The sequence below is a fragment of the Pseudomonas bijieensis genome, from assembly GCF_013347965.1.
GTDB lineage: Bacteria > Pseudomonadota > Gammaproteobacteria > Pseudomonadales > Pseudomonadaceae > Aquipseudomonas > Aquipseudomonas bijieensis.
Window position 1 is genome coordinate 3,563,481 of the sequence record NZ_CP048810.1, and the last position, 18,380, is coordinate 3,581,860.

The 18,380-nt window shown below is 62.0% G+C and carries 16 protein-coding genes; 1 reads left to right on the forward strand and 15 read right to left on the reverse strand.

What is annotated here, in order from left to right; translation table 11 throughout:
* Positions 1-208: 208 nt before the first annotated feature.
* Positions 209-2,014, reverse strand: a complete 1,806-nt coding sequence (msbA, locus tag GN234_RS15605; protein WP_109752123.1) for a lipid A export permease/ATP-binding protein MsbA — start codon at positions 2,012-2,014, stop codon at positions 209-211.
* Positions 2,015-2,029: 15 nt separating this feature from the next.
* Positions 2,030-3,202 (reverse strand): O-antigen ligase family protein, encoded by a 1,173-nt coding sequence (locus tag GN234_RS15610; protein WP_163855578.1) that lies wholly within the window; start codon positions 3,200-3,202, stop codon positions 2,030-2,032.
* Between the two features lie 107 nt (positions 3,203-3,309).
* Here GN234_RS15610 and GN234_RS15615 point away from each other — a divergent pair, with 107 nt between their 5' ends.
* Entirely contained in the window at positions 3,310-3,915 is a 606-nt protein-coding gene (locus tag GN234_RS15615; protein WP_116834023.1) for a BUD32 family EKC/KEOPS complex subunit, read from the forward strand.
* Here GN234_RS15615 and GN234_RS15620 read toward each other — a convergent pair.
* The 13 genes from GN234_RS15620 to waaC form a co-directional block, all read right to left on the reverse strand.
* On the reverse strand, positions 3,901-5,004 hold the full coding sequence (locus tag GN234_RS15620; protein WP_109752120.1) for a glycosyltransferase: 1,104 nt from the start codon (positions 5,002-5,004) through the stop codon (positions 3,901-3,903). The two genes, GN234_RS15615 and GN234_RS15620, sit on opposite strands and share 15 nt — an antisense overlap.
* 48 nt (positions 5,005-5,052) lie before the next feature.
* A complete protein-coding gene (locus tag GN234_RS15625) occupies positions 5,053-5,817 on the reverse strand; it encodes a glycosyltransferase family protein (RefSeq protein ID WP_109752119.1) in 765 nt (254 codons plus the stop codon).
* A 55-nt stretch (positions 5,818-5,872) separates the two neighbouring features.
* Positions 5,873-6,829, reverse strand: coding sequence for a glycosyltransferase family protein (locus tag GN234_RS15630; RefSeq protein ID WP_109752118.1), 957 nt, complete (start codon positions 6,827-6,829; stop codon positions 5,873-5,875).
* 84 nt (positions 6,830-6,913) lie between these two features.
* On the reverse strand, positions 6,914-8,314 hold the full coding sequence (locus tag GN234_RS15635; RefSeq protein ID WP_109752117.1) for a PIG-L deacetylase family protein: 1,401 nt from the start codon (positions 8,312-8,314) through the stop codon (positions 6,914-6,916).
* 8 nt (positions 8,315-8,322) lie between these two features.
* The gene (locus tag GN234_RS15640; RefSeq protein WP_116834021.1) at positions 8,323-9,219 is read right to left on the reverse strand and encodes an antimicrobial resistance protein Mig-14; all 897 of its coding nucleotides are present in this window, start codon (positions 9,217-9,219) and stop codon (positions 8,323-8,325) included.
* A complete protein-coding gene (locus tag GN234_RS15645; RefSeq protein WP_109752115.1) occupies positions 9,219-10,349 on the reverse strand; it encodes a glycosyltransferase in 1,131 nt (376 codons plus the stop codon). The genes GN234_RS15640 and GN234_RS15645 overlap by 1 nt, the downstream gene beginning before the upstream one ends.
* Complete coding sequence (locus tag GN234_RS15650) at positions 10,333-12,090, reverse strand: carbamoyltransferase family protein (RefSeq protein ID WP_109752114.1); 1,758 nt, start codon at positions 12,088-12,090, stop codon at positions 10,333-10,335. The genes GN234_RS15645 and GN234_RS15650 overlap by 17 nt, the downstream gene beginning before the upstream one ends.
* A 360-nt stretch (positions 12,091-12,450) precedes the next feature.
* Entirely contained in the window at positions 12,451-13,911 is a 1,461-nt protein-coding gene (locus tag GN234_RS15655; protein ID WP_176688735.1) for a lipopolysaccharide kinase InaA family protein, read from the reverse strand.
* Entirely contained in the window at positions 13,911-14,663 is a 753-nt protein-coding gene (locus GN234_RS15660; protein ID WP_176688736.1) for a lipopolysaccharide kinase InaA family protein, read from the reverse strand. The genes GN234_RS15655 and GN234_RS15660 overlap by 1 nt, the downstream gene beginning before the upstream one ends.
* Positions 14,660-15,394 carry a lipopolysaccharide kinase InaA family protein gene (locus tag GN234_RS15665; protein ID WP_163855584.1) on the reverse strand — a complete coding sequence of 245 codons (735 nt, stop codon included), beginning with the start codon at positions 15,392-15,394 and terminating at the stop codon, positions 14,660-14,662. The genes GN234_RS15660 and GN234_RS15665 overlap by 4 nt, the downstream gene beginning before the upstream one ends.
* Entirely contained in the window at positions 15,394-16,200 is an 807-nt protein-coding gene (gene rfaP, locus GN234_RS15670; RefSeq protein ID WP_109752110.1) for a lipopolysaccharide core heptose(I) kinase RfaP, read from the reverse strand. The genes GN234_RS15665 and rfaP overlap by 1 nt, the downstream gene beginning before the upstream one ends.
* The gene (locus GN234_RS15675) at positions 16,197-17,321 is read right to left on the reverse strand and encodes a glycosyltransferase family 4 protein (protein ID WP_163855588.1); all 1,125 of its coding nucleotides are present in this window, start codon (positions 17,319-17,321) and stop codon (positions 16,197-16,199) included. Before GN234_RS15675 ends, rfaP begins: the two co-directional genes overlap by 4 nt.
* On the reverse strand, positions 17,321-18,379 hold the full coding sequence (gene waaC / locus GN234_RS15680; protein ID WP_176688737.1) for a lipopolysaccharide heptosyltransferase I: 1,059 nt from the start codon (positions 18,377-18,379) through the stop codon (positions 17,321-17,323). Before waaC ends, GN234_RS15675 begins: the two co-directional genes overlap by 1 nt.
* Position 18,380: the final 1 nt, after the last annotated feature.

Consider the following 18,380-nt stretch of genomic DNA (forward strand, 5'->3'; position numbering starts at 1 on the left):
GGTCAAGGCGGGTAAGGATTTCGATACAAACTTGTGGGAGCGAGCCTGCTCGCGATGGCGTCGGAACATTCGACATCGCCGCCCCGGAGACACCGCTATCGCGAGCAAGCTCGCACATTGGTACTGGCTGCACACAACATTTGTGTCCCACAGTTGATCGAAGCCGGCCGAGAGAAACAGGCCGGCTGTCACAGCCTGGAATCCGAACTCAGGCGATATTCTCGGCGGGGGCGTCCAGCCCCATGGCGTGAAGACGCGCGTAGTAGCCGTTCTGCGCCAGGAGCTCGCCATGGGTTCCCCGCTCGACGATACGGCCCTGGTCCATCACCAGGATCATGTCGGCTTTTTCGATGGTCGACAGACGATGGGCGATGACCAGGGTCGTACGGCCTTTCATGACCTGATCCAGCGCGGCCTGGATATGCCGTTCGGATTCGGTGTCCAGCGCCGAGGTGGCCTCGTCGAGGATCAGCAGCGGCGCGTTCTTCAACAACGCCCGGGCAATGGCCAGGCGCTGGCGCTGGCCGCCGGACAGTAACACGCCGTTTTCGCCGACCTCCGTGTCCAGGCCATCGGGCAACTGCTCGATGAAGTCCATCGCATAGGCATCCCGAGCCGCCTTTTCAATGTCGGCCCGTGGCGCACCGGCCAGGTCACCGTAGGCGATATTGTTGGCCACCGTGTCATTGAACAGCGTGACATGCTGGGTCACCTGGGCGACATGACGACGCAGGTTACGCAGGCGGTAGTCTTCGATTTCCACGTCGTCGAGCAGAATCTGGCCGACCTCATGGTGATAGAAGCGCGGGATAAGGCTCGCCAGGGTCGATTTACCACTACCTGAACGGCCCACCAATGCAATCATCTGTCCGGGTGCCGCCGTGAAGCTGATGTCCTTGAGTACCTCGCGCTCAGCGTCGGGGTAGGTAAAGCTCAGGTTGCGCACATCGAGACGACCACTGACCCGCTCCTGCTCAACGGTCCCCCTGTCGATCTCCGGCTCGACATCCAGTTGCTCGAAGATGCTCTCGGCACCGGCCACGCCTTTCTGGATGGTGGAGCTGACTTCCGAGAGTTGGCGAATCGGCTTGGGCAGCAGACCAGCAGCCGTGATGTAGGCCACCAGGTCACCGGCCGTCGCGTCGCCGCGCAGGAACAGCACCAGGAACATCAGGGCCGCCATGGCGGTGTAGATCACCAACTGCAACATCGGCGTGTAGACCGCGCCGGTGCGAGTCATGCGCAATTGCTTGTCGGTGTTGCCCTGGCTGGCGTTGGTAAAGCGCTGCTCTTCATAGGCCTCACCGCCGAAGCTGCGCACCACCCGGTAGCCCTGGATGGTCTCGGAGGCAACGTGAGTCACGTCGCCCATGGCCACCTGGATCTTTTTGCTCTGCTTGCGGAATTTCTTGCTGGTACTGCTGACCATGACCGCGATCAGCGGCAGGATCGCCAGCATCACCAGGGTCAGCTTCCAGTTCATCCACACCAGGTAGGCGAAGAGGAACACCACGGAGAGACCTTCGCGGATCACCACCTTGATGGCATCGGTGGCAGCACCGGTGACCATGGTCACGTTGAAGGTGATGCGGGAAATCAGGTGCCCGGAATTGTGGGTGTCGAAATAGCGATTAGGCAGCACCAGCAACTTCTTGAACAACTCGACTCGCAAGTCGTGCACCAGCCCCAAGGAAACCTTGGCCAGGTAATAGTTGCCCAGGAACGACCCCAGGCCCTGCCAGGCAGCGATCAGAACGATCAGCAGCGGCACCGCCATCAGCAGTTTCAAATCCTTGAGGTACGGCACGTTGGGGAAGAGCACCGCATCGGGGTTGCTCAAGCCGTCGACGAAATATTTGAGAATCCCGGCCAGCATGGGCTGGGTCGAGGCAAATATCACGAAACCCACGATACTCAGCAGAAAAATGCCCGCGTAGGGTTTGACGTATCCCAGCAACCGAAAATAGATCTTCAGGCTGGAATCCTGTTCCGCTTTGGGCGGTGCGTCACTCATCGTCGGGCTCACTGGTTAGGAAGAACGCGGAATTTTATCACAGCCACCGGCATTGGCCTGCGCCCAGGTCAAAACGCTGGCCAGACCAATCGGCAGCCAGGTAATGAACCATTCGGCGCGGGGGGTTCCGGTCAGGCTCGCAGCGTCGAACTGCATCGCCAGGAATGAAAACACCCACATACCGAGCACGCCCCGGCCCAGCAGGCTTTCCCGGGCACGCCAGGCTTCGCGCAGCACGGCGAACCAGACGATGCACCACAGCAGCAGCCCCGGCAGCCCGAGTTGAATGGTGACATGGCTGAACAGATTGTGGGCGTGATCGAACTTGAGGCCGTGGACGATAACCCGGTAATCAGCCGCCGCGCCAAGGCCGCCCCACGGGCGCTCGGCAATCATGTGCAGGCTCGACATGAGAATTTCGGGTCGATAGGAAGCACCACGCTCCATGACCAGCGGTTCGAGCAACCAGAAAGTCAGCATCGCCAGCACCAGGGTCGTGGCGGCGATAATCCGGGCCCTCTGGTCACGACAATAGATCGGCATGGCCAGTACGCTGAGCAGCAAGGCCAGCGCAGCGCCGCGACTCTGACTCGCCACGACGAATATGCCCAACAGCGCCAAGGCCACGACCCAAAGCACTTGCAACCCCAAATGACGTGGCATCCAATGCAACATCCAGATTGCCGCCAACCCGATCACGTAGCCGCCAAGGATTGGATGAGACAACTCCCCCAACCCTTGCAGACGCACATTCCAGTGATGGTTCGCATACCCATAGAAATGGATGATGGCCAACAAGGCCGTCAGCGCAAGCCCCAGGCCGCCCCATTGCATGATACGAATCACGCGTTCGGGCTGACCGTTGGCAAAGATCGGGAAAAACAACAGGAACGCCAGGATGTAGAGCAATCGCTTGGCCTCGCGGGCAGGCTCTGCCACTTCGGCCCAGGCCAGTGTCACCAGGGCCCAGGCCATCAGCGCCAGCAGCGCCGTGTAGATCACGCGTTGGGCACGCCATACCTCCGCCAACCGATGACGGGCCGGCCAGGCGAAGACGATCACCGGCAGCCAGACAAATACAACCAACCCCTGTTGATAAATCTTGTTAGTCGGTGCCAGGGCTATCGCCAGCAAAAACCATAACAAGCCAAAGGCCATCCAGCCCTGTGCCCAACGTGTTGCCTGCATCTAACGCTCCTAAACGGTCTACCAGCCAAACCGGCATGGTGAAAACAAAAACTTTTGGGCATCATGGCCCGCCACGGCACCGGTTCTTTCAACAAGGTTTCCCTACGATGCAATCCTCACGGCTTCCCCAAGCCGCTTTGAATCAATTGATTGAAGGCGCCAGCATTCTGGAGGCCGACAGCTACGGCCCAAAAGTCTATCTGCTGCAGGATGGGAATATCCTCAAGCTGTTTCGCCGCAAGCGGCTTTTTTCTTCGGCCCTTCTGAGGCCTTATTCAACACGATTCATCAATAATGCGGCCCGCCTGCAGAAGCTCGGCGTACCGACCCTCGAAGTGCTGGCCTTCTATAAGCTGCAAAAACCCGGCATGACCGCCGTACTGTATCGACCGCTTCCTGGTAAAACCCTGCGTCAATTATCAAGTCAGGAAAACTTCAGCTGGCAGCATACCCTTCCAGCGCTTGTCGAGTTGATCCGCAGCCTGCATGCCAGCGGTATTTATTTTCGCTCGCTGCATCTGGGCAACATCGTCGTCACGCCTGAAAACCAACTGGGGTTGATCGATGTGGCCGACATGCGCTTCCTGCGCTCGCCACTGCCACGCTATCTGGCACGTCGCAACTTGCGGCATTTCGCTCGTTATATTGCCCGAGAGAACCTGAACGGGAGCTTTCCGATGCAAGCATTGGAAAATGCCCTACTGACTGCCTGAGATCAACTGCCGGGCGACCTGGCTGAAACTCGACCAGGCCTCGTCAGGGGCCAGTGCCCGGTACTGAGCCGCTGCGACCGTATCGGCCGAAGCCTGCGCCGCTCGTTCGATCGCCTCGCTCCAGCCACTTTCGTCGTTGGGCATCGCGTACCAGCCGGTGTCGCCCAGTTGTTCACGAAAGACCGCAAGTTCGCTGGCCAGCACCGGGACACGAGCCAGGACAGCCTCTTGGAGGGTCAGTCCAAGGCCCTCGTCCAGGGACGGGATCAGCACCCAGTCAAATGCCCGATAGAGCGTCGCCACATCCTCCAGATGCCCCACCAGCAAGACTTTGTCGACCAGATCCGGCCGGGCGATCCTCGCTTGCAGCGCTTCGCGCCTCGGTCCCTCGCCGACAATCACCAGGCGCCAATCGGGGTGGTGGATCGCCGCCCGGCCAAACGCCTCCAGCAGACAGGCGAACCCCTTGCTGTCCACCAGCCGTCCCACCGCGCCAAATATCCGCGTCTGCGAGTCTGGTAGACCCAGTCGGGCACGTGCCGCTTCGCGAGACAGCAGCGCGGCCTGGAATTGCGCCGGATCGAACGCGCTACGCAGCGCAGCGACCTGCATGCCCAACTCGTCCTGGAGCGACATCGCCAGGGTCTGGGAGACCGCAGCCAGGGTCAGGCGGGAGGCAGGGAAGCCGCGCAACAGCTCGCGCCCCGCAGGATTGAGCCGTGTCGCGCCATGGAAGATCACCACTACGCGGATCTGCGGCATGACCTTGAGGACCGGCAACAGGGTACGGGCCACACCGATGCCATCGAGCAATACCACACGCGCATCGCTGTCGAGCAACGCCTGACGGAAACGATTGTGCATCAGGGGTTTTAGCAGGCGCCAAACGTGTCGACCCTTGAGCCGGGCCGATGTCATATTCCACTCAAGCGCCGCCCCGACATCAATCTGGCAGGCAGCCGCCGACCCCTGCAAGAGCCATGTCTTGACAGGCATCGCTGGTTCCATCCGCGAGAGAATCTGATTATGGACCTTGTGTACCGAAGCGAACGGTGCACCGCCCGCCCACATGACATTGATAATGCTCATCGAGCAGCAAACCTTTTATCGCGGACCAGGATTCATGCTTCGCGGCATTCAGTAGTTGATAAGCCAGCCAATGCAGACCCCGAGCAAGAGAACCAGGGACAACTTGACTTGCTCGCGGCGCTTGCGGCGGGCCTTGCGCTGGCGCTCCACGGGTACTTCCACATGCACCCCGAATCCGGTATGCAAAACAGCATCCCCTTCGAGCGTGACCGCCGTCAAGTTCAGTTCGGCATAACGAAGCGACAAGGCTTTTTCACCGCCGAAACCGGCGAAAGGGGCACACAGCCGATACTCCTTCAACCGCCGCAGGCCAGGATTGAGGGAGAAGCTTTGCCATTCGGGCTTGTCTGAAATCAATGGATAACAGGGCACGCCGCCGATGACTTCACGCTCGCCCAGGCGAATGTAGGGACTGTGCACGCACAAATCGTAGACATAGTTACGCAACCACACCTGAAGAATATCCGGCCGTTGCTCCAGGATCGTGCGCGAATCTTCCACGAAGGCCGGGCGATAGAACGCCCAGTCATCTTCACAGTGAAAGATATAAGGCGTCTTGACGTGCTCGTACGCCAGGTCGATCGAAGCCAGTTGTCCCAGCTTCGGTCGATTGACGAAGGCCGTCGTGCGGTCCTTCCAGTGAGCGGGAATGACCGCATGTACGCCTTCGTCGCCGGCATCTTCGGTAATGAAGACCTCACGGATCGGCGCGGTGTTGAAACGGTCGAAGCTCTCCAGGGTCTGCTTGAGCAGGTCGAGCCGGCCGCAACTGGTTACCACCAGGGTAATGTCACTATCGTCGGAAAACTGCACTGAAATACCATTTAGTCAAACGCCATCTGAACACCGGATGGCTCAACGGTTCGTATCAAACGCCCAGTTTCAGGCGCAATGTTTCCAGCAGATTCAATGGGGCACGAGGCCGCAGCGGCGGCTCCAATGCTTCAACGATTTTCTGCCCGATGCGCGCGAAGCTGAACTGTTCAAGCGCCAGCTTCTGGCCGTTGTGCGCCACACTGCGCGCCAGCTCGGGGTCGGCGCGCAGCCGGGAAAGTTTTTCCTGGAGCTGTGGGATGTCACGGTACAACACCACGTTGTGCATGTCCTGCAACCCCAGCGCCCGCGCCTCCTCGACGCCCTGATCGAACGCCAGCAGCACACAACCGCAGGCCATCGCTTCAAAATTCTTGATCATGAATTCGCCCATGCCTACGTCGGCACTGACGAAAAAACGGATACGGTTAAGGGTTTCGCAATACTCTTCGCCGGACTTGGTCCGGGTCACGACCAGCGGCTCAACGCGCCCCAGCTCATCCAGCAGGGCCTTGCGACCACTGTAGGCGACACTGTTGGTGCTGCCGACGAAGGCCAACTCGATGTCCCGCTCACGACCCTGATCCTGCAATAACGACTGATCGTAGCCCTTGGGCACGAAAACCGCATCGAAACCTTCGCCGCGCAGACGTTCGGTCACCATGAAGCCGGAGCTGATCACCCGCACCCACGGCAGGCGACGGTAATGCGCACTGAACTTGCCGGTGTATTTGCACGGGATGTAATTCTGGTAGGCATCGTGCTCGAGGATCACCAGGTTGGGGATCGTGCGGATGAAACCAGCCTGGCGGATCTCCTGCTTGAAACGCAGGAAAAACACGATCCGGTCATAACGCGATACATCCACGTGGCGGCGGAAATATCCCCGCAGGTTGCGTTGTTCCTTGCTATCGAGCCAGCGCAAGTCGCACTCGCAATGAGCGGCCACGCCTTCGTAGAGTCGGTCCAGGATGGCCCGCTGTTCTTTCTGCACCAGAAACAGAACTTTCATCGTTTTCCTTGCGGCACCGAACGACTTGATAAATAACCGGAGGCCGGTTTGCGCCGTAGCGCAAAGCCTCCCCACCTTGGGCCGTTACAACCGCCAGAACAGCTCATGGCGACGCACAGCCTTGCGAAAAAACTCGTTCTCGCCATACGGCGAGCCCGTGCGCCCGGCCAGCAGGCGCTGGATGCCACGGCGCAAGCGTCGCTTGAACGGCGCGCGCGGTTGCAGGTCATGCATCATGCCCAGCGCCATGGCCTTGTCGCGCTGTCCAGGCAACGCCAGCGGCAGGCTGACAGGCTGCATCGGCTGGGCCGGCTCGAAATACGGCGGCAACGCAATGCCTGTGCCCGCATCCCCCATGGGCCAGCGATCATTGTCGTGCAGGTGATTGGCGTAGCCCAACAGCGTGGTCGGTTGCCACTCCAGGCCTTCGAGGGCTTGCAGGACGGCATGATGGGCGCAGAGATGATCGGGGTGCGGATCGAGGGTCGGATGTGGCAATACAATGACTTCGGGACGCGCCTTGAGCAGCAGTTCGCGCAGGTCCGCCAGCAGGTTGTTCCAGGTCGGCGCGCCGTCGGCATCGCCCGGCAAGGTGAACGGGTTCAACTGGCGGAACAGCCGGATATCGCTCAGGCCAGCCTCGCGAGAGCCTTGTGGTTGGCTCGGCGCCGCCTGCATGGCCGCCAGTTGCAGGCAGAAATACCCCAACTGCACACAGTGCGCTTCAGGCACCCCAGCCCAACGCGGTACGGCAATGCTGTCCCAGGCGCGCAAACGGCCCTTGAGCCGCGCGGCCTCGACACGGTCCAAGCCCATCTGTTGATAATGCTCAGCTTCGATTTCACCGGCGGTCAGCGTCACAATCCAGGTTTCGTCTGCCTGGCTGTACAAACCATAGGCAGCCAGTTCCGCATCATCGGCGTGAGGGGCGATGACCATCACCCGCTGGCGCTGGACTTGTGGTGGCGTGAAAGACCACAGCGTCGGCTCGCCCAGCAAACGGCAATGGCGCCCACGCAGACGCAGCTCGCCCCGGGACAACGCCGGACCCTGCTCGCTGAGGTTGAGATAGCGCAGGCCATTGACCCCGCGCTCGAAAGTTTGCAGGTCCCTTTCGCCGCCCGACAATTCGACGAGCGGGTCGATAAAGCGTCCCAGCCAAGTGCTCTTGATCCGCAGCGCGAGGATCAGCGTCGCGCCATCGTCCAGGATCACGCCTTCGTCCAACCGTAGCCGCCCGGCATTCAAATGCACCTTGGGTTGCTGGGTGAACGGCGGGAAGCTGTATTGGTAATCGTCCCGGGGCGAATAGAACAAGTGATCGGCGAACCACGCCTCGTGGGCGATCCAGCCCAGCACCGCCAGTACCAGGGGCAGCCACCAGGCCACCGCGACGCCCAGCGACACCAACACCACCAGGGCGAGTAACAACCCCACGCGCTTGTTGCGACGGTGGCGCCGGAGCAGCTGTTGCTTGCGACTCATGGGCGGGTTCATACGGTAAACACCGGCACGGGGTTGCACCAACGGTCCTTGTATTCCCGGTCCGCCCGGCCGAATGAAAAACGCAACGGCTTGCCGGCGGCACGAGCATGTTCCCAGGCGCTTTGGGTGTTGAGGAAGCTCAACACGCTGCCAGGGCTGAATTCGCGGGTCTGCGGGTCGACGCCACCGTTGATGTACTCGACGCTGATCCACTCGGGCGCTTCGACGCGATACACCAACTGGATGGCAATCGGCGCATCGTTGAGAAAAATCACCGAGCCGATCAACCATTCGCGCAGCAACTCGATCACCTCGCCCATGCGCTCGGCACCGGTGGCCGCAAAGCCCCAGCGACGCAGGAACAGGTCACAGTAGATCGAGGCCAACTCGGCGCTGGAAAACTCGTCGACCGGCCGTACCACCCCGCCCGCCTCTTCCAGCAAACGCAACTCGCGGCGCTGGTTGTAGCGAAACTTCTTGGACAGTTCTTCCGGCGTGCGGGCCATGGCCAGTTGTTCCTGCTGCAACTTCAAGCCGCTGAAGCGTCCCTCATTGAGGGCCGACAGGTAACGTCCACGATGCCGCAACGGGGCTTGTGCATCGGGCGCCGCCGGCAGGATCAGCTCGGCATTGCCCAGGTCGAACAGGCCCTTCTTGCCGCTGCGCTTGAGCACGTCTTTGGACAGCGCCAGGTCGCGGCCCCAGGTCGGTATGGCGGCCTTGAGTTCGCCATCCTGCTCGAACGCCAGGTAGCGCACGGGAATCCCGGCCAGGGCCGCCAGGCGCTCGACCACCAAAGGATGGGTCGCCACACTGCCGCCAAAACGCTGCCAGGCCTGGGCATAAATCGACGCATCGACAGCGGTCCAGCCGCGCTCGCGCCAGCCTTGGAATCGGTTGAGCATCAGGCCCTCGGCGCCAGTTCGGTGACTTGGGGCAAACGCCAGAATGCCTCGCGTACGGCGCGATCCGAGAAGCGTTCGCGCAAGCGGTCGAGCATCAGCTCGGCGCATTGGCGACGCTGCAGATCGTCCATGGCCGCCAGGTGTTGCAGCCCCTGGGCCATGTGCTCGGCGTCGCCCAGCGGAAACAAGATGCCCACGTCCTCGACCACTTCCTTGGCGCCGCCGCAGGCCGTGGCCAGCAACGGCACGCCAGCGGCCATGGCTTCGAGCAGCACCATGCCAAACGGTTCGTGGTCGGAGCTCAGGGCGAACACATCAAAAGCGCGGAAATAACGGCGCGCCTCGGGCACCTGGCCAAGGAACAGCACGCGATCAGCAATGCCCAGCTCACGAGCCAGTGCCTTGAGATCCTGCTCCAGACGGCCCTTGCCGAGAATCGCCAACTGGCTGTTGACCGGCAGATACTCCAGTGCCGCGGCAAAGCCGCGCAACAGTGTGGCCTGGTCCTTGTCCGGGTGCAGACGGCCAACATTGCCGACAATCCAGGCGTCCGTATCCAGCCCGAGCGTATGCCGCGCCTCCTCCCGGGAGACTTGGCCGGCCTGGGCGGCATCGAGGTCGATGCGGTTGTAGAGAGTCTGGATCCGCGTAGCCGGCCATTTCGGCAGGCAGCGACGCATGTCGTCACGCACCGCATCGGACACTCCGAGCAGGCTCAGACGCTTGCGAAACACATGGGCGAACAGCCGGCGCGTACGCCGCTGGTAGTCACCAAAGGCATGGTGCACGCCGATCACCGGCAGGCGCGTGCCCAGCAGGGCGATGTAGATCGGCTTGAAGCGATGGGCAATGCAGAAACTGAAATTGCGTGAGGCGGCGATCTTGCGCAGATCGCTGATGGCACCCAGCTTCAGGCCGCGAACGGCACTGGAGCTGTACTCCATGAACAGCACCTCGTCCGAGGCACAGCCGGCGGCGACCTCAGCATCGGCCGCCCCGGTGAGGAACACCGTGGTCACGCGATAGCCAGTGCCCGCGAACAGGCTGGCGTACTGACGGGCGCAGTCGAGGAACGGCCCGTCATAACCGTGGCAGAACTGCAGCACATGTCGCTCAGCCGAGCGTGTCATAAGCGTCCACGCCGTCTTTGACCACCAGGATGTCTTCCATGATCAGGTACTGCAGGTCGGAACCATAGAACATGTTCAGCGCGTCGGTCGGCGAGCAGATCATCGGTTCGCCACGACGGTTGAGCGAAGTATTCAGCGACACGCCGTTGCCGGTCAGGACTTCCAGCGCCTTCATCATGTCGTAGTAGCGCGGGTTGTATTCACGCTTGAGCACCTGGGCCCGGGACGTGCCGTCTTCATGGACGACTTCCGGCACGCGGGTTTTCCATTCTTCGGCCACTTCGAAGGTGAAGGTCATGAACGGCGCCGGGTGGTCGACCTTGATCATCTGCGGCGCGACGGTGTCGAGCATCGACGGGCAGAAAGGCCTCCAGCGCTCGCGGAACTTGATCTGTTCGTTGATGCGATCGGCCACGCCGCTGGCGCTCGGGCAGCCAATGATCGAGCGACCGCCCAGGGCGCGCGGGCCAAACTCCATGCGCCCCTGGAACCAGGCCACCGGATTGCCGTCGACCATGATCTTGGCGATGCGCTCAGGCGTGTTGTCGATCTTGCGCCATGCCGGCTTGCTCGGATGGCGGGCGCATGCAGCGATCACGTCTTCGTTGCTGTAGGCCGGGCCGAGGTAGACATGTTCCATCTTCTCTACCGGCACACCACGGGCGTGGGACACATAAGCCGCCGCACCCACCGCGGTACCGGCGTCACCGGAAGCCGGTTGCACGAACAGCTCCTTGACGTCGTCGCGGGCGATGATTTTCTGGTTCAGCTTGACGTTCAACGCGCAGCCGCCGGCGAAAGCCAGCTTGCCGGTTTCCTTGAGTACGTCGCCCAGGTAGTGATCGATCATTTGCAGCGCGAGCTTCTCGAACAGCGCCTGCATGCTGGCCGCGTAGTGAATGTACGGCTCGTCGGCGATGTCGCCTTCGCGTTTCGGGCCGAGCCACTCGATCAGCTTCGGCGAGAAGTAGAAACCCTTGCCCTTCTCTTTATAGCGACGCAGGCCGATCACGTTGGCATAGTCGGTGTTGATCACCAGCTCGCCGTTTTCGAACGAGGCCAGGCGCGAGAAATCGTACTTGCTGGCATCGCCGTAAGGCGCCATGCCCATGACCTTGAATTCACCGTCGAGCATTTCAAAACCGAGAAACTCGGTGATCGCGCCGTACAGGCCACCCAGGGAGTCTGGGTCGAAGAATTCCTTGATCTTGTGGATCTTGCCGTTTTCGCCGTAGCCGAAGAAGGTCGTGGCGTATTCGCCCTTGCCATCGATGCCCAGGATCGCGGTTTTTTCCTGGAAGCCCGAGCAGTGGTAGGCGCTGGAGGCGTGGGCCAGGTGGTGCTCGACCGGCTCGATCTTGATTTTTTTCGGATCGAAGCCCAGTTGCTCCAGGCACCAGACGATCTTGCGGCGATAGCGCTTGTAGCGACGGTTACCCATCAGGATCGCGTCGAGGGCGCGGTCCGGGGCGTACCAGTAACGCTTGGCGTAGTGCCAGCGAGCCTCGCCGAACAGGCTGATCGGGGCGAAGGGAATCGCCACCACGTCAACGTCGGACGGTTTGATGCCAGCCTGTTCCAGGCAGAACTTCGCCGACTCGTAGGGCATGCGGTTCTTTGCATGTTTATCGCGTACGAAGCGCTCTTCCTCGGCCGCCGCGATCAGCTTGCCGTCAATGTACAGCGCTGCGGAAGGATCATGGCTAAGGGCGCCGGACAGGCCAAGAATCGTCAATGCCACAGGGGGTCTAGCCTCTTATGTCTGCATACGGGCGACAAGCGCCGCGAAAAATTGATGTGCCGCGCGCCAAGGGTGCGGGGCAGCTAAAGGGCGGGATTATAGCTTAAAAGCGGCCTTAAGCCTCTAGCGGTGAGTGGCGAGCGTGCAGCACACGATCGCCTGGCGCTTGCAGGGCAGCGTACCTGTGGCGAGGGAGCTTGCTCCCGCTCGGCGGCGCAGCCGTCGTAAACCGGTTGATGCGGTTTTCCTGCGGGAATGCGCCGGCCTTTTTGGGGCTGCTGCGCAGCCCAGCGGGAGCAAGCTCCCCTCGCCACGGTGCATCGGCGACCTCACGTGAACAGCACGGTCTTCACTTGCGATTCATAGGGCGGACGAGGCGCTATCGATTGTTTTGGGCAACCGCCCATCAATCACCCGATACAACGCACTGTCCTGCGGCCAATTGCGCATGAACCGCGCGCGATCCCGGGCGTAGGCCGGGGCGAAGCTGGCCTGGGTGCGGTGTTGGCACATGGAGTCGAGGTCGATCAGCGCCCAGCGGTCGTGCTGCCAGAACAGGTTGTGGCCCTTGAAGTCGCCATGGCTGATGCGCTCGCGGATCAGGTCGGCAAACAAGCGATCCAGCGCCAGCAATTCAGCTTCGGGGGCTTCACCGTTCTCCACGTAAGGGCCGAAGCGCTCGATGATGTCCGGCCCCGCCAGGTGTTCGGTGACCAGGTAGGCGCCGCGGCGCAACCACAGGAAGCGCTTCTCCAGCAAAGCCAGCGGCTTGGGTGTGGCAATGCCGAGGAAAGCCAGGCGATGGCCTTCGCGCCAGGAATGCCAGGCACGGCTCGGGCGCCAGAAGCGCTTGAGCCAGTGGGCGAAGTTCTTGATGTTGTAGCGCTTGATCACCAAGGTACGACCGTTCGCCTCGACTTTGCCGACGCTGGCCGCGCCACCGGTCTTGTACAGATGGCCCTGGTCAAGCAACGCATCGGCCTGCTCCAGCACCGGCGTCATCGCCGCTTCTTCATCACGACGGACCGCCCGCAGGCCGAACGCCCCCCGCTGCACACTGAACAGGCTGCACTCACGCCCGACTTTTGCCAGGAAGTCCTTGAGACGCCAGGCTTGCACCTTGTCGATCTGTTTTTGCAACGCTTCCATGGGCAGCGCGTGTTCGGCGTTGCCCAGCAGGTAATACACCAGCAGCTCTTCATTGAACGGCTGGAGGGCTTTGGGCAGCTGGGCGAAAAATACCCCCAGGTTCTCCAGGACCTTCTGCCGCGACAACGGTTGCCCCGGGGTCTCAGCGCGGATGCCAGCGCCGTCGATCAAATAGAGCTTGCCGTCATGGCGCAGCAGATTGTCCAGGTGCAGGTCTTCCTGCCAGAGGCCTTTGCCGTGCAGTTGCGCGATGGCGCCGAGGGCTTCGGCCAGCACCGCCGCCTGCTCGTCGGCCAGCAACGGCAGGTGTTCGACCTGTTTCCAGGCATCGCCCAGGCTCTCGGCGTCTTCGAGCAATTGGAACAACAACCAGCCGCCTTCACCCTCTTTCAGGCCATCGGCGAGCAATAACGGCGTGGTCAACCCTTGCTCGGCCAGCAAGCGCACGCCTTGCAGTTCCCGCTGAAAATGCCGGGCGGCCTTGCTGCCCACCAATAATTTGGCCAGCACCGGCCGACCACGCCAGACGCCCGCGCCGACATAACGCTGCCCCGGCAACACCCGCAACAGCGAAAGCAGCTGCAATTGCGCCGCGCCAGCAGCGTCGGCCAGTTCCAGGCTCAGCGGCAGGCTGGGGCTGCGGCCGGCATTCTTCAATTCGGACAAATGCATCAACGGGCTTCCTTGTGGCTACGCCGGGCGGTCAGGCGGGTCATCCAGCTGTCGACCAGCCCACTGTCGAGCGGCTGGTCCAGGTAGGTAGACAGCAATTGGCGCACATCGGCATCGCTCCAGACTGCCGCGCGACGCAGCAGAGGCTCCAGGTCCTTGACCCGATCCCGTTGGCCGAACAGCAGTGGCCGGGTCTTTTCCAGGTCGATCAATTGCGCCTGGTAACCGCTGGCGGTGGCTTGCAGGAAGATGTGTTTCGGATAAAAGCAGCCGTGCACCTGATGCATGCCGTGCAGTCGCCGCGCCAACTGACCGCAGGCGTCGAGGATGGTGGTGCGCTGCGCCGTCGTCAGGCTCGGCCAGCGTTGCAAGAGTGAATCCAGGTCGTCCCAGCCATCCAGGGCGCGGGTCAGCAGGATCGCTCGCACCTCGCCATCCACTTTGCGCTGGCCGTAGAACACCGCTTGCAGGGCCGGAATCCCCAACTGGCGATAACGGCTGATGTTGCGAAACTCCCGGGAAAAACTCGGTTCGCCAAACGGGTGGGACCAGGTTCGGGTCAGGTAATTGCTCTGGCGCTTGAGGTAATAACCCTGCCCTTCCAGCTCCAGTCGGAACACGCTGCTCCAGCCGTCGCTCGAGGTATTGGGTTCGTCCACCGCCTCCAGTTGCCGCGCCCACAAGGCCTCGAAGCTGTCCAGGCCATGACGCTGCAACAACGCCCGGTCTTCAGCGGCCAGAAAATCAGTCATTCACGCCCCTCGAAAAATCTTACCACGTGACGGATGCGTTTCTTGTCGCACGCATCGAGCCGGTCGCGCTGACGGTATTGCAGATAAAAACGCAGGCGCTGCGTGGCCGACAAATGGTATTTGGCCACTTTATCCAGGCACGCCAAATCCTTGGTGATACGGTACTTGAGCCAGAAACCACGCCAGAAGTCGCCGTTTGGACAGTCGATCAGAAACAGCCGCGAGCGATCGTCGATCAACAGGTTGCGCCACTTCAGATCGTTATGGGTGAAGCGATGGTCGTGCATGGTCCGCGTGTAGCCGGCCAATTGCCGGCTCACGCCATCGACCCAGGCGCGATCCGCCAGTCGCGGGTCGTGCCGCTCGGCCAGGGCCGAGAGGTCCTCGGTATGCGGCAGTTCGCGGGTGATCAGCGCGCCACGGGCATAAGTCGCGCCGTTTCGCTCCAAGCCCCAGCCCACGACTTCGGCGGTGGGGATGCCCCATTTGGCGAAGCGCTTGAGGTTCTGCCACTCGGACTTGACCCGCGGCTTGCCCAGGTAGCGGCGCAAACCCTTGCCGGCGCCGACGTAGCGCTTGACGTAATAGTTCACGCCGTTGCGCTGCACCCGGATCACCTCTGACAACGGGTCACGGGTCAAACGCTCCCCTTGCAACGCGAACACCGCGTCGAGACTGCCAAAGTCCTGCGCCAGCTCGACGTACTCCGGTTCCAGATTCCAACCCGACATCAGAGCGCGTCCCCGTACCGCTGCTTGCGGGCATACAGCTTGTTGGCCTTGCCTTCGAGCCAGGCCAGCAACGCAGCCTCTTCGGCGAGAATCCGCCGTAACGGCTGCTGGAAATAGCCCTTGAGGAAACGCAACTTGTCGCGGCGGGTCAGGCCGATGTCCAGCGCCGAGAAATACAGTGCCGCCAGGTCCTTGTTGCGCCAGCGAGTGGTGATGGCCGGGCGGGTCTGGGCGCGGTGCAGGTCGATCACCGAGAGTTTGAAATCCGCCGGCGTCACCGGCTTGTCGGTATGCAACAGGAAGTGGCAGATGTAGCAGTCACGATGATTGACCCCGGCGCGATGCATCATGCCGGTCATGCGCGCCACTTCGGCGATCAGGGCACGCTTGAGTGTCGGTTGCGGCGGCTGCTTGACCCAGTCGATGCTGAAGTCTTCGAGGCTGACGGTCGGCGCCAGCTCTTCGGTGACGATGAACGAGTGCTGGTCCGCCGGGTTGCGGCCTTTCTCGCCGTAGGCTACAGCCGTCATGGTCGGTACGCCGACTTCCTGCAAACGCTGGATCGCCTTCCACTCCTGACCCGCGCCGAGTACCGGCAGCTTGGCGGTGAACAGGTTCTTGAAGATCTCGCCCCAACCGATACCACGGTGGATCTTCACGAAAAAACCACGACCGTCCACCTCCGTGCGCAAGGTGCGCCGGGCTTCCAGTTCGCGATAGACCTCGCCCTTGAGCGCCTCGACTTCGGCGAACGCATCGCGCCCGGCCCAAAGGCTCTTGAACGGTTCGGCCAGCATCAATTTCATTGTGCGTGCTCCGCCAATATCACATCGGCCGCGTGCTGCGGCATGCTGTAGAGGTCGGCCGTCTCGGCGAAGGCCAGACCATTGCGGCTCCAGGCCGCCCGGGCATCGGCGTCGCTCAACATACGGCCCAGGTACTCGGTGAGCTGTGCTTGTTCGAACGGCTCGTCGAGCACCAGGCCACTGTCGGCCTCGGCGATGTAATGGGCGTACCCACATACCGCGCTGACCAGTACCGGCAACCCGGCCACCAGCGCTTCGAGCAGCACGGTGCCAGTGTTCTCGTTGTACGCCGGATGGATCAACAGGTCGGCGCCCAACAGGAAACGCGGGATGTCGCTGCGGCCCTTGAGGAACCGCACATTGTCACCGAGCCCCAACGCAGCGCTCTGCAGTTGGAATACTTTGGGGTCGTCCTGGCCGATTACAAACAGCCGGGTGCGTTTTCGCAGTTCGGCTGGCAACGCGGCCAGAGCCTTGAGGCTGCGATCCACGCCCTTGGTCTTGAACCCGGAGCCGATCTGCACCAGCAGCAGGTCGTCGGCGGCCAGCTCGAATTCAGCCCGGAACGCCGCGCGGATCTCCTCGGCATCGGCGGGCCGACGGCGGTCCTGGGCGATGCCCGGTGGCAGCAGGTGAAAGCGTTCCAGCGGCGTGCCGTAATGCTTGATGAACAGTGGCTGCTGGACTTCGGAGATCATCAGCACGTCAGTCTTGGCGTCCTTGGCGAACACCGCCCGCTCGTACTCGGCGAAATGCCGGTAGCGACCCCAGCGCCGGTACAGCGAATTGCGCAGGTTCTGCGCCTTGTCTTCGAAGCAGCCGTCGGCGGCGTAGTACACGTCCAGGCCGGGCATTTTGTTGAAGCCGATCAAACGGTCCACCGGGCGCTTGGCCAGATCGGCCTCCATCCACGCACTGAGCTTCTCGTTGCGGCGATGGTTGAACAGCGCCTTGACCGGCGCCACCAGCACCTCGAAGCCAGGCGGCACGTCGCCTTCCCAGATCAGCGTGTAGACACGGATCTGGTGGCCGCGTCGCTGGCATTCCAGGGCGATGCGCATGAAGTCACGCTGCAGGCCACCGAAGGGGAAGTACTTGTAAAGGACAAAAGCCAATTGCATCAGCGCGGCTCCTCAGCCAATAACGTGCTCAGGTGGCTGGCAACACGCTCGGGGTTCAGACGCGTGAAGCACAGGGGCTGCTCGCGTTTCAGGTCAAACCGCCGAGCATCTTCGGCGGTCGGCGGGTAAGTGCATTGTTTCTGCATGCACGGCGCGCAGGGGAAATCACTGGCGAGGTGAATCTGGCCCTTGCCGTAGGCGCCGGTCAGCACCGGATTGGTCGGACCGAGCAGCGAAATGGTCGGCACGTCCAGGGCCGCGGCCAGATGCCCCAGACCGGTGTCCACGGCCACGCAGGCCTGGGCGCCGGCAAGCACCTTGCCCATCCCGCCCAGGTTCAGTTTCGGCAGTACCAAGGCGTTGCGCAGCCCGCTGGCGATGCGTTCGGCCCGGGCCTTTTCGGCGGGGTTGCCCCACGGCAGTTTTACCACCACTCCGAACTGCCCCATGCGCTCGGTGAGCTGGCGCCAGTAAAGTTCGGGCCAATGCTTGGACTCCCAGGTCGTGCCGTGCAGGAACACCACGTAGGGGTAGGGGCGTGGCAATTCCACCAATCGGTCGATGTCGAGGCCATAACTGCCCTGGGTTTGCGGCAAGTCATAGCCCAGCGCCAGAGCAAACAACTGGCGCACGCGCTCGACCGCATGCTGACCACGGGCCACCGCCAGGCGCCGGGAATAAAAGCGCGCCGCCAGGGGTTCGCGGGCCGAGTGCTTATCCAGGCCGGCGACCGGGGCCTTGACGTAGCGGGTCAGCCAGGCGCTTTTCAGCAGGCCCTGGGCGTCGATCACCAGGTCGTACTTTTCGGCCCGCACGTTCTGTTTGAAGCGTCGCCATTCGCCACTCTTGATGGTTTGCCAGAGGTTCTTGCGCCAGCGCCGGATCGCCACCGGGATGACCTTGCCCACGGCCGGGTGCCAGGTGGGGATTTCGGTGAAGCCTTCTTCCACCACCCAATCGAACTTGATGCCAGGAATCGCTCGCGCCGCGTCGGTCAGCGCCGGCAGGGTATGAACCACATCCCCCAGCGAAGAGGTCTTGATCAGCAATACCCGCAAG

What these genes read in the sequence shown, in the direction of transcription:
- GN234_RS15640 (WP_116834021.1), bottom strand. Translation starts at nt 9,219, where the DNA reads ATGCTCAACCGATTCCAAGGCTGGCGCGAGCGCGGCTGGACCGCTGTC.
- GN234_RS15655 (WP_176688735.1), bottom strand. Translation starts at nt 13,911, where the DNA reads ATGCATTTGTCCGAATTGAAGAATGCCGGCCGCAGCCCCAGCCTGCCG.
- GN234_RS15615 (WP_116834023.1), top strand. Translation starts at nt 3,310, where the DNA reads ATGCAATCCTCACGGCTTCCCCAAGCCGCTTTGAATCAATTGATTGAA.
- GN234_RS15660 (WP_176688736.1), bottom strand. Translation starts at nt 14,663, where the DNA reads ATGACTGATTTTCTGGCCGCTGAAGACCGGGCGTTGTTGCAGCGTCAT.
- msbA (WP_109752123.1), bottom strand. Translation starts at nt 2,014, where the DNA reads ATGAGTGACGCACCGCCCAAAGCGGAACAGGATTCCAGCCTGAAGATC.
- GN234_RS15620 (WP_109752120.1), bottom strand. Translation starts at nt 5,004, where the DNA reads ATGAGCATTATCAATGTCATGTGGGCGGGCGGTGCACCGTTCGCTTCG.
- GN234_RS15630 (WP_109752118.1), bottom strand. Translation starts at nt 6,829, where the DNA reads ATGAAAGTTCTGTTTCTGGTGCAGAAAGAACAGCGGGCCATCCTGGAC.
- GN234_RS15610 (WP_163855578.1), bottom strand. Translation starts at nt 3,202, where the DNA reads ATGCAGGCAACACGTTGGGCACAGGGCTGGATGGCCTTTGGCTTGTTA.
- GN234_RS15635 (WP_109752117.1), bottom strand. Translation starts at nt 8,314, where the DNA reads ATGAGTCGCAAGCAACAGCTGCTCCGGCGCCACCGTCGCAACAAGCGC.
- rfaP (WP_109752110.1), bottom strand. Translation starts at nt 16,200, where the DNA reads ATGAAATTGATGCTGGCCGAACCGTTCAAGAGCCTTTGGGCCGGGCGC.
- GN234_RS15675 (WP_163855588.1), bottom strand. Translation starts at nt 17,321, where the DNA reads ATGCAATTGGCTTTTGTCCTTTACAAGTACTTCCCCTTCGGTGGCCTG.
- GN234_RS15645 (WP_109752115.1), bottom strand. Translation starts at nt 10,349, where the DNA reads ATGACACGCTCGGCTGAGCGACATGTGCTGCAGTTCTGCCACGGTTAT.
- GN234_RS15665 (WP_163855584.1), bottom strand. Translation starts at nt 15,394, where the DNA reads ATGTCGGGTTGGAATCTGGAACCGGAGTACGTCGAGCTGGCGCAGGAC.